Here is an 11903-nt window from a genome sequence, read left to right on the forward strand (position 1 = left end):
AAATCATTTAGACGCTTATGTATTCTATATATGATTGGCAAATATGCAATAACAACAATTATAACCCATCCCATGTACACCCCACCTTTTCAAAATGATTAATCACCACTGGTCTTAGGTGAATCTCCACCCCTCTCAAGTAAACATGAGATATTCATATTATTCCTACCAAAATTTAAGGGTTTCTTTCACCGGTGAATCTCTGTTATTCTAGGTCATGCCAAACAAAACAGCCGAAACTTCCTCTCGAATGGAAGTGCGGGGGATCTTATTTACTTGCAGATGAGAGATCTGCATGGGGTGAATCGCCAAAGTGCGTAGGGTTGTTTCCTCAATCCGAATCCGTCAACTAACCTCGTAGGCCAAAAAAAGGAGACGATGTGAATATGAAACGCCTTGGTACTATTGCAATCGCGACATTGGGATTGGGATTTGTTCTTTCCGGCTTTTCTAACACAGCTTCTGCCGCTACCACCTATCCGCAATGCGGGTATCAACCATATATGCAGCCTGTCCAACCGCAAATGCAAGCACCTTATGCAGCACCAGCGAATCAACAGCAGCCCGTTCAACAGCCAGTAAAACAAGCTAACCAACAGGTGGATGCTTCCGCGGTTGGGAAGCAAGTAACTGATTTGGTAAACCAAGAGCGTGCAAAAGCAGGTCTGAAGCCAGTGGAACTGGATGCTTCCCTGAACAAAGTTGCACAAGCAAAAGCGGCTGACATGTCGAGCAACAACTACTTTGACCATACAAGCCCTACGTATGGCTCTCCATCTGACATGATGAAACAATTCGGAGTATCTTCTATGACCGCGGGTGAGAACATCGCCATGGGTCAACGCACCGCTGAGGAAGTCATGAACCAATGGATGAACAGTGAAGGACACCGTCAAAACATCATGAATCCATCCTTCGCCAAAATCGGTGTAGGCTTTGTGAATGGATACTGGGTACAAGAATTCATCGGATAATGAAATTGGATATAAATGCCGGGTCCTCTAGCGGGGGCCCGGCTTTCTTTTTTTCCAGAATGAACGTGGTTCACTATTCAGTCCTTCCGTAAAAAAAGCCAGTCAACACACGATAATAGAGTGTTAGACTGGCTTTTCCATATGTAACTTTTATTTGTTCCCTTTTCTTATTTACAACACAATAGAAAAAGGTAAGCAAAACCTTGCTTACCCATAGCCTACAAATCAAAGCAATTGTTCTTTATCAATTATTTCACATAATTGGTTAGTTTTCCGATACTCTTTACTTCCACGGTCACAATATCTCCTGATTTCATTGGACAACTGCCAGACGGTGAACCAGTAGCCAAAACATCACCTGGCTCCAGCGTCATAACCTGCGAAATCCAGCTAATAAGAAAAGGAATGGAAAGTGACATCTGATTCGTGTTTCCATCTTGTACAACTTTGCCGTTTAAAGTTGTCACTATTCGTAAATTCGATGGATCTATACCGGTCACAATCCACGGACCCAGTGGCCCAAAAGTATCAAAACCTTTACCGCGTGTGAACTGGGGATCAGTTTTTGTAAGATCTCTAGCAGTCACATCATTAAATATCGTACAACCAAAAACGTGATCCAATGCGTCTTCTTCTTTTATATTTTTACCCCGTTTCCCAATAACAATGGCTACTTCCCCCTCCATTTCCACCTGTTGGGTTAATTCACTTGAAGGAAGAATGATATCCCCACCATCTGGAATCAATGAAGAAGTTGGTTTTAAGAACAAAAACGGTTCGCTGAGATTGGCCTGTCCCCCTGTTTCTTTTGCATGTCCAGCGTATGTCCAGCCGAAGTTAACCACTTTTGAGGGTACAACAGGCTCTAAAATTTTCACATCACCATATTTGATTCTTACACCATCATAATTCAGTTCGTTATTAACAATTTCAGAAAAATTACTGGACAACTGTAAAATTTCGTCACCCTCAACAATTCCATAGTAAATTTTATCGTCATCATTCTGATAGCGAACTATCGTTTGCGTTTTTTGTATTACTAGCATTTCTATGCCCTCCATCTAACGATTAAATAATCCGTTTCCTCAACAGCATGTATTGGTACATGTGTTTCATCAATTAAGCCAAGTTGCTCTATGGTTAACTCCTCTTCATTATGAGCAATAAATAAGGCTGCGAAATGTTCTAGGTACTATCTTATTATCAACATCAATCAATAGTAAAACTGTTTATTATAATTAATTGTATTGAGATTATTAATCAACATTTCGCTGTACTGTCATTTTTAACCCAATTCCTAGCTTGACTTTTATCATCTAGCTTGTATGCCTCCAATACCGCCGCATTCCTGGATAGGGATATTTAACACATAGGGAGAGAATTATCGAAAGGATTCTGAATCTGCATAGGCGCTTTGGTTTTCATTGTCCTTGTTTCGTGCTGCGTGTCCGGTTTTTTTATCGTATGTAAACAACCAGGCTGCCAGTAGAAGCGCTAGCAAGGCCAATGCAAATCCGGCCAACCCTAGATTGTCTATAGAGGTACTGGTGATTATCAATCCCCCAATTCCCGAGCCAATGGCGAAGCCGAATTGGATAAACGAAGTATTGATACTTAAAGCAATATCCGGCGAGTGGGGCACCAAGGTAACCACATATAACTGATGTGCCGGGGAGGTCATCCATGTGGCGACCATCCACATCATGATCAACGGGGTGACAGCATAGATCAAGCCGTCTGACCAGGTTAGCAACAGTAGCGTTCCAGCTTGGAGTGATAGTCCGGCATAGATTGTGAACTTGGGCCCTTTCGCATCAGCTGCGACGCCTCCGATTTTAGAGCCGGCAAAACTGCAAATCCCTGAAAGCAGCAAAATGCCGGAAAGGGCGGCCGCAGACAGTTCGGTATTCGATTGCAAGAAGGGTGATATATACGTAAACAGTGCAGAGTATCCTCCTATATAGAAAAGCGTAATGAGAACCGAAAGCACCATTTTTTTATCCTTCAAAATCGAAAGCTGCATTCCGAGCGTAATCGCTCTCTGCTCAATAATGGAAGGAACTTTGAGGAAAACCGCAAGCAGCGGAATTAGCGTCAGCAGCCCAACGATGACGAATAAGGTTCTCCACCCAAGCGTTTCGCTTAATAACGTGCCGATAGGTACACCTAGAACAAGCGAACTGCTTAACCCTATCAGGATAGTGCCGATTGCACGACCTCGATTACGCTCTTCAACCAAACGAGTTGCGACAGCCATTGCAATCACCGTAGCAGCCCCTCCACTGAGCCCCTGGATTATTCGAGTCATTAACATCATCTCAAATGAAGGACTAAAATAGACCAGGATGCTGCTTAAAATAAAAATACTGAGCATCATAAGCAGTATTTTTCTTCGGTCCACTCTGATGGTTGTAGCGATCACGATAGGGGAGCCAATTGCTGCGGCAAGGGCGAACGCTGTGACAAGCGTCCCCGCTGCGGATGTCGTAATCCCAAGATCTGCTGCTGTTATGTGAAGAATTCCGCTTATGATATATTCAATCGTCCCCATTAGAAACACTGCCAGAGCAAGCGAGTAAACGACCCATTTATTGTTCATAATTGTTCCTCATTATCTTCAATTGGAATTTGGATTTCGATGAGATGAACTCCCGGATTTCCAGGCAGGGGTACATAGAATTCTCTACTCGAGTAGTCGCTCCGTATAAGAAAACCTTGCTGCTCAATCCATTCAGCAAGGTTTAAGCATGCCGTCTCTGAATATACCGAATCCGAACGGAATAACATCGTGGCCATCGTCACCGAGGGCAGGGAACGGAAATGAAGATGCTCGGGCAGCCCGAGGGCTTCCGATTTCACGACATAACCGACCTCAAGCTCAAACTCATGGGCCGAGCTGTCGGATACGTTCCATAACACCGTTCGCGGGCCAGATAAGACAGATCGGATTCGGCTATCAAGCAGACCATCGAAGATATCGAAAAGATTTGGGATATCGTCAACCGTGCCCGTGGAAGCGTAAGTAACCATGTGCATGAATTCAACACGCTTCACAACGATTTCTTGTTCCTTATCCATCTTTCCCTCACATTCCACAAGCTGCATTCGTTCTTTTATGCGGGAAAGCTTGAAGAGTTCGCTATTTAGATGGCGCTCGATCTCACTCTCTTTGAGCTTCAACATACCGCGAATCTGTTCAGCTGATATATCTTCTTGAAATAGTTGCGAGATTTGCTGCAACGTGAATCCCAATTCCTTAAAAATCACAATTCGATTGATCTTCAGCAGTTGTTCCGCAGAGTAGTACCGATAACCGCTCGATTCGTCGGTCTTGGCCGGTTTTAAGAGTCCGATTTGATCGTAGTAACGTAGAGTTTGCATCGGAATACGGCTCAACTTGGAGAATTCGCTGATTTTAAACAATGTTTTCACCTTCCAACTGATTTTGTCATTTAGATTCTACACTCTCCAGTTGAGTGTAAAGTCAAGAACATTATTTCTCGTAGGAACAGGCATCCTGTGCAAACAGATCAGTCACCGTACATAATAGAACACGCCACATGATGGCGTGTATTTGCGTTGATCCCACTGTTTGAAAAGAGAACGTCGATTGCCAATGACCACTAGTGAATTTTTTTTCTATCCTGCATGTTAACAAAATGATTCGAATCTAGACTTAAATCTATAATTTCCTAGTCTACAGTATGGAATTCTTTTGATAGGAGATAATAACCAAAATTTATATTCGAGAAGGGGTGGAGAATCCTATGCTAGTGGTAACAACTGAAAATATTCAAGGTTATAAAGTTGTCGAAGTAAAAGGACCCGTGTTTGGTCTTATTGTTAGGAGCAGAGGGCTTGGTGGTGACATAGCTGCTGGTTTGAAATCCCTGGTTGGCGGGGAGATTAAACAATACACAGCCATGCTTGAAGACTCGCGAAAAGAAGCAATGGACCGTATGATTAAAAATGCAAATCAAATGGGCGCAAACGCCATTGTAATGTTGAGGTACGACTCTGGAGAGATTGGTAAGAACATGAGTGAAATCGTGGCTTACGGCACGGCTGTCGTTACGGAGAAAATGTAATGACCTGGGTAATTGCCTTATATGCACTGGAAGGTTTATTCATTCTTTTATGCATTTTGCTTGGTTATTTCATTTATGACAAACGATTTAATCGCAACCACGGCACCAAAGTTCCTGATGGTTACCATGCGACGGATGAAATCAATATTGACCCCGTGACAAATGAAAAAACAAGGGTTTATTACAACCCAGAAACAGGGGATAGATTTTATCAAAAGATATAATGCTTTTAATACCCTTTTAAAGGGTGTTTTTTGGTTCCTATTTAGATACAGAAAATTGACCCTTTGTTCGCAATGATTTAAAGAACCCGATACTGACGGCATCGGGTTCTTTTTATAGCGTCCCCTAAATAGACTGACTCCGTTAACTATCGATACTCGTTCGCTTAATATTTTTATGAAAAGATCTCGATTGAAACGTCCTTAACTCCCTTTGATGAATATTAGAGACGCGAAACCTCACTATATTTGAATTTGATATTTCCATGCATTTCCCCAAAATCCTCGATTTCTTTCGCCGTTTGCGTTCCGATAAGAATATCGGCCATCATGCCGTTGGAACGAAACCAGCCTAGCCTGCGTTCCCGCTCGTTATAGAAAAGAGCGCAAAACGGATGGTAATACGTGTCCAATGTCCGAAATGTACTGCTAAATTGTTGTTGGGCAAGCTCTCTTGCTTGCAACGAAGAAACCAACTCGCCCTTTAATCGACCTTTGGCGGATTTCGGAGGTTTGCCGCCCTTTCCTTCATTCAATACTTCGGATGAATAGTACGTGCCGTAAAATTCCTTTTTGCCGCAATTATCTACCGTATATGTACCCGTTAGCTGAGCCGCTTCCATGAAACTCCTCCTCACCATAGCCTCGCCTCCATCTCGTATTCCTTTACGCGCTGGTAATACATAGGCTTGGCTATCCGATCCCGTCAGTTCAATGACCTGCATTTATGAAACGATCAACTTGAGGACGAAATTCTCTGATTCTCATGCTTCAAAATGATACTCCATATCTCCAGCCATTGCCGCTGGCGTATCACCAGTCTTTCGAAAATCATGGGCGTACAGGAGTTGAAAATCCCCAAAATCCACTTGTTTATAGAACTCGTAACACGGAAACCCATCATGACTCCCCTTCACCTGCACGGTACCGTCCTTATGTGCAATAATCTGCAGAGAGTAGTCTACAGTTGGTGCATCAGGCCGAAGCGGATTGCTTGCGCTCGCTCGCATTGTTAATGATACGGTATCCCCGTTCCACCATTCATTTTCAACTCGAATACCGTCTGTAGACGCTTTTCCTTGTTTGTACTCGACTGAGCCGTCTGGGGCTGTCATTTTGAGGACAGTCACACCCGTATCGGAGAAAGAATGAATTCGTCGCTTAACAAAGTCAATAACGACCTCCTGCTCCACACGGCAACGCCCTGTGTTTACCGCATACGGTGTAAATTCCCTTGCATCCCCCTGATATTCTAAAATCATGCCTGTAGAATCTTGAATTGGTGGCAGAAAAAGCATACCGCCGATGAACACACTACCTCTAATTTTAATTAATTTTTCCATAATATAGGTCTCCATTCTGACTTGAAACATTTTTAAAAGATATTTATGGTATTCGATGCTTATCAATACTTTCCTTTTTGCAACAATCCTGCTCGTGAGGGTAGTTAGTCGAAACCCTGATTCATTTTTTGACGAAGTTAACGAGAAAACCTCCTATCTCTCTGACAGGAGGTCACGTTATCCATTGACACAATTTAAGTATCTACCCTTTCACCTGGACCGGGAATACTGCTTTTTTTCCTTGGTAGGTTGCGATGATTTGCACTTTTCCCTTCTGTTTGGCTGTAACTTGTCCATTCTCGTCAACCACGGCTATTTCTTCGTTGGAAGAGGTCCATCGAATCCCGTTCGTCAGAGCTTCTTTGGTATCGTCATCATAAACGGCCGTAACCTTTAGTTCTTCTGTACCGCCTTTGTCTAGTTTCAGTTTGTGCTTTTCCATTTGCGGCTCAAGGGAGACGATGGTTTTTGCTTTGCCGTATTTGATCAGATAGATGTCTCGCTTGTCCGCACTGGTTGTTCCTTTTTCCCAATATTCCCCCAATAACAAATACTGGTCATTTCCCTGTGGAACCGCATTCGCAACGCGTATTTGCGGGAACGAGATCGTTTTCTCCCACAAAAGGTCGCCAGAACGATCCAACTTCTTGAAATTCCATTTGGAAGGGTTAGCGTTTATCGAATCCATCACTCCGATCAGCATATAGCCATCATCCGCTGTCTCGGACAACGATATGCCTCTTTCTCCGTCCGACACTTCTCCATTTCCCACTTCGGTATCGTAAAGCTTCTGCCAAACAACTTTCCCCTCCGAATCGATATGCCACGCAACGATGTCATCGAAACTTGGATCAGAGTAAAATCGGTTGGTGTAGCCGGTCACGAGAAGGCCACCATCGGTTGCTGGTAGGACTGAGTTGATTCTGACCGAGCCCTTCTGTTCATAGGTATGTTCCCAAAGCTTGTCCGCTTCTTCGGACAGCTTTGCCACATACAGATGAGCATCACCGGAGAACACACTGCCTTGGATAAACATTTCCCCGCTTTTGGTAACAAAAACCCGATGAGCCGAGTTGTTCAACGGCTTATCCCATTCGATTTCACCTGATGCTGTGATCTTCACGATTTTGTACAGGTACTTTCCGCTCTCTTCGAGGTATTTCTGGCCTACTGCGACCACACCACCGTCGGATGTTTCGGCGAAATCACTGTAAAGCAGGGCGTATTTATCCGGTATCATCGCTCCCCCCTCTACTTCAATTGCTTTCGTCCACTCCTCATCTCCGGTTTCACTCAATTTGATCAGCTGCAGCTTGTCCGGCTCCAAGCGCAGCGCTCCCATCACTAGATATCCACCTTCTTTCGCCTGCTCCACGTCAGCGATAAAGAACTCTTCCGGCATACGCTTTGACCATTCTTCCCGTCCCGTTCCATCTGCTTTCACCAGCAAAGGGGGGAGTATACGATAATCACTGTTCGTCCCGTTTGCCCAGACCAGCCCGCCACCATCTTTCGTCGAAACGACCTTTTGGACCATTTCCCGTGTCTCCTCTTTGATATAACGATGTTCCCACTTCAGTTGGATTTCATCATCGGCAGCAGAAGCTTGTCCAATCAGACAAAGCGATACCGCCAACGAGTAGGGAACCATCCGGATCAAGAACCGCCAGCAACTGTAATGATTTTTTTCCCTTGTTCTCATTTGTTCCACACTCCATTCTTAGCAATATTGGAAATGTTTTGCCAACCAATTACTACTTATATAAGAGCATGAGCATGGTAATCTTGTACAGTAACCTTATTCCTAGGCAATAATTCAGAAAGCGCGTCCTCGTTCAACTTTTTCCTGCAATTTCCTACTTAGTGACTACTGGAGGGAATTACGCATACGAACAGGGTTTCGACGAATACGAAAGACCTAAGAAAATGGCTCAAATCTTCTCATGATTCCGCTTGATTATGGATACTGCTCGGATGAAAGTGGATTTCATCCGTGGAGCATTGCATAAATAAAATTCCTCCATGTTGTCTAACATACCTATTTAGAACGCATAACTCCCCCGGAGGCACCATTAATTATCGGACCGACTCTAAAACTCTCTCTTTCCCATTCCAGTGCGAAGGAACACCTATCTTTCAAAAAAATAAGAAGCCTAATCTCAATGGATAAATAGGCTTCTTTTCAAAACGTATTTTACGGACTGAACAAAGTCGCGAACATGATTAATCCTCTCGAACGTGTAGGTCGCAAGCAGAGAATCCTCTGCCTCGTCATTTAACACTATTGTTCAGTGAAAATTGCAACGTCAAGTTTTTGATCTTCTATAAAATCAACACCAGGCTTACCTAGGCGGCAATGGCTGCGGATTGAGTAAGTTCGGATTGATTATGATACCTTCTTTTGGCGGCAATGGCTGCGGATTGAGTAAGTTCGGATTGATACTGTTGCCTTCTTTTGGTGGCAATGGCTGTGGATTGAGTAAGTTCGGATTGATTAAGTTACCTTCTTTTGGTGGTAATGGCTGCGGATTGAGTAAGTTCGGATTGATTAAGTTACCTTCTTTTGGCGGCAATGGCTGTGGATTGAGTAAGTTCGGATTGATTAAGTTACCTTCTTTTGGTGGTAATGGCTGCGGATTGAGTAAGTTCGGATTGATTAAGTTACCTTCTTTTGGCGGCAATGGCTGTGAATTAGGAGTGGTAAACATTTCAATTCGATTGTTGTCCTTATCCGCTATATAAATATTTCCAAAAGTGTCAACAACCACGAAATAAGGACTTTGGAATTGTCCGGTTTCCGTTCGCTCACCACCCCATGACGTCACCCATGTCCCATCTGCCTGAAATTTGTGAATGCTGTGGTTAACGAAATCCGCTACATAAACATTACCTGAAGCAGTGAAGGCCACGCTATCAGGATATTGGTATTGTCCGTTCTCGGTTCCCTTACTTCCCAAGGTCACCCACAACAAGGTAACCCTAGTTTTAGATGCTCCCTCTGCTTCTGCCATACCCGTAAAATAAATACTTCCTAAAAATAAAATCATACTTAGTAACACTACAATTCGCTTACAAATGGGATAAACCAAGATTTCACCACCTATTAATCTGTTTTTTAAAATCCGTTTTCCACCTTTCCTCACCGTGTTAATCCTCTTCTGTTATACCCTATTAATAACACCCATGAGATGTGCTTTAGAACCCGTTCGTGTAATCGTAATTTCTTTTTGATTCATTCCAAAATGGACAAGAGCAGGCCGACGGGGCACCTGCTCTTGTCCATTTCACAAACGCTTTCCTTTAAGTGATAGTTAATTTACTGACAACACTATTGGGACCAGAGAAAATGGAACCGCCGTTTCGAACGGTATCGCGAATAAGTCTTATCATCGATTCTCGATCGGCTTTCACCGCGGAAATCCAATTCTGTGGCGCATCAGTCTCAGAGTCGTACTGGGCGCCCCAATCTGCTAACTCAAGCAATAGTGGAATTAAATCCAAGCCTTTGTCCGAAAGCAAATAAACCTCTTTGCGCTTATCTGTAGCGTGGGGCTTTTTAACGAGAATGCCTTTCAGCTCTAAATGAGCAAGGCGGCTGGCCAGTATATTTGATGAAATTCTCTCTTCAGACTCAATGAACTCCCCGTAGGTGTTCTTTCCGAAATATACGATGTCTCGGATAATCAGCAAAGACCAGCTATCGCCAAAAGCCTCTAAAGAAAAATTAATCGGGCAGTGTGATTTAGAATCTGAACGTTTCATAAGGTCAATTTATCATACTTGCATAACAAAAGCAATTTAACTTGCATTATAAAAGTAATAATCGTATACTGGGATCATTGCAGAGCATGTTTAAAATTTCCAATGCATGTTGGGAGGAATGGATTATATGAGCATTTCTTCACTGCCTCAGATCGTTTCAGAAGAAGAGTGGCAAGTTGCTCGTCAAAAACTGCTTGTCAAAGAAAAGGAACTCACCCGCGCGTTAGACGCACTTGCTGCGGAACGCAGAAGGCTGCCGATGGTACGAATTGAAAAAGATTACGTGTTCGAGGGACCGAACGGCACAGCGAGCCTGCTTGATCTTTTCGACGGACGTCGGCAACTCATCGTGTATCATTTCATGATGGCTCCAGGTTCCGACCATCGCTGCCGCGGCTGCTCATCCTTTGTTGACAACATTGGTCACCTAGCTCATCTGCATGCTCGTGATACTTCCCTCATCCTCGTTTCGCCAGCACCCTTTACACAGATCGAACCTTTTCAAAAGCGCATGGGTTGGACAATCCCTTGGTTTTCCTCAAACGGCGACAATTTCAATATCGATTGCGGTGCAGGCAAGGGATTTGGTTTGAGCATCTTCCTCCGTGATGACGATAGTGTGTTCCGAACCTATTATTCGACGGCACGCGGTGTAGACAGGATCAGAGCCGATTTCAATTTCCTCGATCTGACGCCTTACGGTCGTCAGGAGGATTGGGAGGATTCACCTGAAGGCTGGCCGCAAACACCTCCATACATCTGGTGGCGATTACATGACGAGTACGAAGTATGACCCAGATTTGTTAGTAAGATTACTTCGATTACTTCGATAACTTCGACATAATTCACTAGAAGGTAAAGAGCAGGTCGCGATGGTACCTGCTCCTGTCATACTTAGTTTCACGATATTTCACTATTCTGTCCGATAGTTGCTAAAACGGCAGCCATTTACGAAGGCTACCGTTTTTCGTGTATATCAAGCTCTTGTCCCAGTTATTTATAAGGTTGATATCTCGTACAAAAGCATTCATATTGCCCAAGCAGCAAGCCCCTTGAGGGTTGTTTACCTCACACCCGCATCTCCCTGCTTGAACATGCGATTTGATTTCGTCGGCAGGCTTTTGGTCAGTGCCAACAGTTTGAAAAAGCCGCTCTCTTGTCCAATCAAAGCAGTAGCATACAGGAACATCTATGCTCTGATTTTTTTGGTACACTGGCACCTTTAAGTTGTTCTCTTCAAATGTTTGCGAATGGTTCCCGCTGAAGTAGACGATTGGACAAGCTGGATTAGAACAAAAAACGTAAGAATTCTTTGGTTCAACCGTTTCTAATGCCGACGCTCTGAGTAGGGACTTAAGCGTTATGAGTTGAACGTTCTTGCCCTTTTCTCAACAGGAAGGGCACTCCGTTTTTAATGCTTCCGTGATAGTAGATGGTGCACAACAATCCAATTGATTTCACCCCCTTAAGATAAAATAGACTGCCCTGTTTTCGTATCTGGATGCTTGTCTGGTA

At 43.7% G+C, this 11903-nt stretch carries 12 protein-coding genes, 1 pseudogene and 1 riboswitch; of the genes and pseudogenes, 4 read left to right on the forward strand and 9 right to left on the reverse strand.

The features are described 5' to 3' along the window. The first annotated feature begins 221 nt into the window (after positions 1 to 221). Positions 222 to 379: riboswitch (cyclic di-AMP (ydaO/yuaA leader) on the forward strand. 7 nt (positions 380 to 386) lie between these two features. After that, complete coding sequence (locus tag ADS79_RS25565) at positions 387 to 974, forward strand: CAP domain-containing protein (protein ID WP_049741288.1); 588 nt, start codon at positions 387 to 389, stop codon at positions 972 to 974. Positions 975 to 1222: 248 nt separating this feature from the next. Here ADS79_RS25565 and ADS79_RS25570 read toward each other — a convergent pair whose 3' ends face one another. From ADS79_RS25570 to ADS79_RS25580, 3 genes are all read right to left on the reverse strand, one after another. Continuing rightward, the gene (locus tag ADS79_RS25570) at positions 1223 to 2020 is read right to left on the reverse strand and encodes a fumarylacetoacetate hydrolase family protein (protein ID WP_049741289.1); all 798 of its coding nucleotides are present in this window, start codon (positions 2018 to 2020) and stop codon (positions 1223 to 1225) included. A gap of 335 nt (positions 2021 to 2355) precedes the next feature. Next, positions 2356 to 3573, reverse strand: a complete 1218-nt coding sequence (locus tag ADS79_RS25575; RefSeq protein ID WP_049741290.1) for an MFS transporter — start codon at positions 3571 to 3573, stop codon at positions 2356 to 2358. Beyond that, positions 3570 to 4397 (reverse strand): MerR family transcriptional regulator, encoded by an 828-nt coding sequence (locus tag ADS79_RS25580; protein WP_049741291.1) that lies wholly within the window; start codon positions 4395 to 4397, stop codon positions 3570 to 3572. The genes ADS79_RS25575 and ADS79_RS25580 overlap by 4 nt, the downstream gene beginning before the upstream one ends. A 344-nt stretch (positions 4398 to 4741) precedes the next feature. Between ADS79_RS25580 and ADS79_RS25585 the strand changes: the two genes are divergently transcribed. Both ADS79_RS25585 and ADS79_RS25590 read left to right on the forward strand, forming a co-directional pair. Further along, positions 4742 to 5062 (forward strand): YbjQ family protein, encoded by a 321-nt coding sequence (locus ADS79_RS25585; RefSeq protein ID WP_049741292.1) that lies wholly within the window; start codon positions 4742 to 4744, stop codon positions 5060 to 5062. Then, a complete protein-coding gene (locus tag ADS79_RS25590) occupies positions 5062 to 5286 on the forward strand; it encodes a hypothetical protein (protein ID WP_049741293.1) in 225 nt (74 codons plus the stop codon). The genes ADS79_RS25585 and ADS79_RS25590 overlap by 1 nt, the downstream gene beginning before the upstream one ends. A 221-nt stretch (positions 5287 to 5507) precedes the next feature. On the opposite strand, the gene ADS79_RS25595 is transcribed toward ADS79_RS25590, so the two are convergent. The 5 genes from ADS79_RS25595 to ADS79_RS25615 form a co-directional block, all read right to left on the reverse strand. Continuing rightward, on the reverse strand, positions 5508 to 5906 hold the full coding sequence (locus tag ADS79_RS25595) for a hypothetical protein (RefSeq protein WP_049741294.1): 399 nt from the start codon (positions 5904 to 5906) through the stop codon (positions 5508 to 5510). Positions 5907 to 6047: 141 nt separating this feature from the next. After that, entirely contained in the window at positions 6048 to 6626 is a 579-nt protein-coding gene (locus ADS79_RS25600) for a DUF3238 domain-containing protein (RefSeq protein ID WP_049741295.1), read from the reverse strand. A gap of 202 nt (positions 6627 to 6828) precedes the next feature. After that, on the reverse strand, positions 6829 to 8328 hold the full coding sequence (locus ADS79_RS25605) for an Ig-like domain-containing protein (RefSeq protein ID WP_049741296.1): 1500 nt from the start codon (positions 8326 to 8328) through the stop codon (positions 6829 to 6831). Between the two features lie 640 nt (positions 8329 to 8968). Continuing rightward, positions 8969 to 9769, reverse strand: coding sequence for an NHL repeat-containing protein (locus ADS79_RS25610; protein WP_049741297.1), 801 nt, complete (start codon positions 9767 to 9769; stop codon positions 8969 to 8971). 157 nt (positions 9770 to 9926) lie between these two features. Further along, positions 9927 to 10388: a winged helix-turn-helix transcriptional regulator gene (locus tag ADS79_RS25615; RefSeq protein WP_049741298.1), complete on the reverse strand. Its 462-nt coding sequence runs from the start codon at positions 10386 to 10388 to the stop codon at positions 9927 to 9929. A 127-nt stretch (positions 10389 to 10515) separates the two neighbouring features. Between ADS79_RS25615 and ADS79_RS25620 the strand changes: the two genes are divergently transcribed. Then, entirely contained in the window at positions 10516 to 11181 is a 666-nt protein-coding gene (locus ADS79_RS25620) for a DUF899 domain-containing protein (protein ID WP_049741299.1), read from the forward strand. Positions 11182 to 11320: 139 nt separating this feature from the next. Here ADS79_RS25620 and ADS79_RS34620 read toward each other — a convergent pair. Beyond that, positions 11321 to 11839: pseudogene (locus ADS79_RS34620) on the reverse strand (putative iron-sulfur cluster-binding metallochaperone). Positions 11840 to 11903: the final 64 nt, after the last annotated feature.

The organism is Brevibacillus reuszeri, from assembly GCF_001187725.1.
Lineage (GTDB): Bacteria > Bacillota > Bacilli > Brevibacillales > Brevibacillaceae > Brevibacillus > Brevibacillus reuszeri.

Excerpts from the sequence above, each read along its gene's own strand:
- ADS79_RS25620 (WP_049741299.1), top strand. The coding sequence starts at position 10,516 with ATGAGCATTTCTTCACTGCCTCAGATCGTTTCAGAAGAAGAGTGGCAA.
- ADS79_RS25585 (WP_049741292.1), top strand. The coding sequence starts at position 4,742 with ATGCTAGTGGTAACAACTGAAAATATTCAAGGTTATAAAGTTGTCGAA.
- ADS79_RS25565 (WP_049741288.1), top strand. The coding sequence starts at position 387 with ATGAAACGCCTTGGTACTATTGCAATCGCGACATTGGGATTGGGATTT.
- ADS79_RS25575 (WP_049741290.1), bottom strand. The coding sequence starts at position 3,573 with ATGAACAATAAATGGGTCGTTTACTCGCTTGCTCTGGCAGTGTTTCTA.
- ADS79_RS25590 (WP_049741293.1), top strand. The coding sequence starts at position 5,062 with ATGACCTGGGTAATTGCCTTATATGCACTGGAAGGTTTATTCATTCTT.
- ADS79_RS25570 (WP_049741289.1), bottom strand. The coding sequence starts at position 2,020 with ATGCTAGTAATACAAAAAACGCAAACGATAGTTCGCTATCAGAATGAT.
- ADS79_RS25595 (WP_049741294.1), bottom strand. The coding sequence starts at position 5,906 with ATGGAAGCGGCTCAGCTAACGGGTACATATACGGTAGATAATTGCGGC.
- ADS79_RS25615 (WP_049741298.1), bottom strand. The coding sequence starts at position 10,388 with ATGAAACGTTCAGATTCTAAATCACACTGCCCGATTAATTTTTCTTTA.
- ADS79_RS25600 (WP_049741295.1), bottom strand. The coding sequence starts at position 6,626 with ATGGAAAAATTAATTAAAATTAGAGGTAGTGTGTTCATCGGCGGTATG.
- ADS79_RS25605 (WP_049741296.1), bottom strand. The coding sequence starts at position 8,328 with ATGAGAACAAGGGAAAAAAATCATTACAGTTGCTGGCGGTTCTTGATC.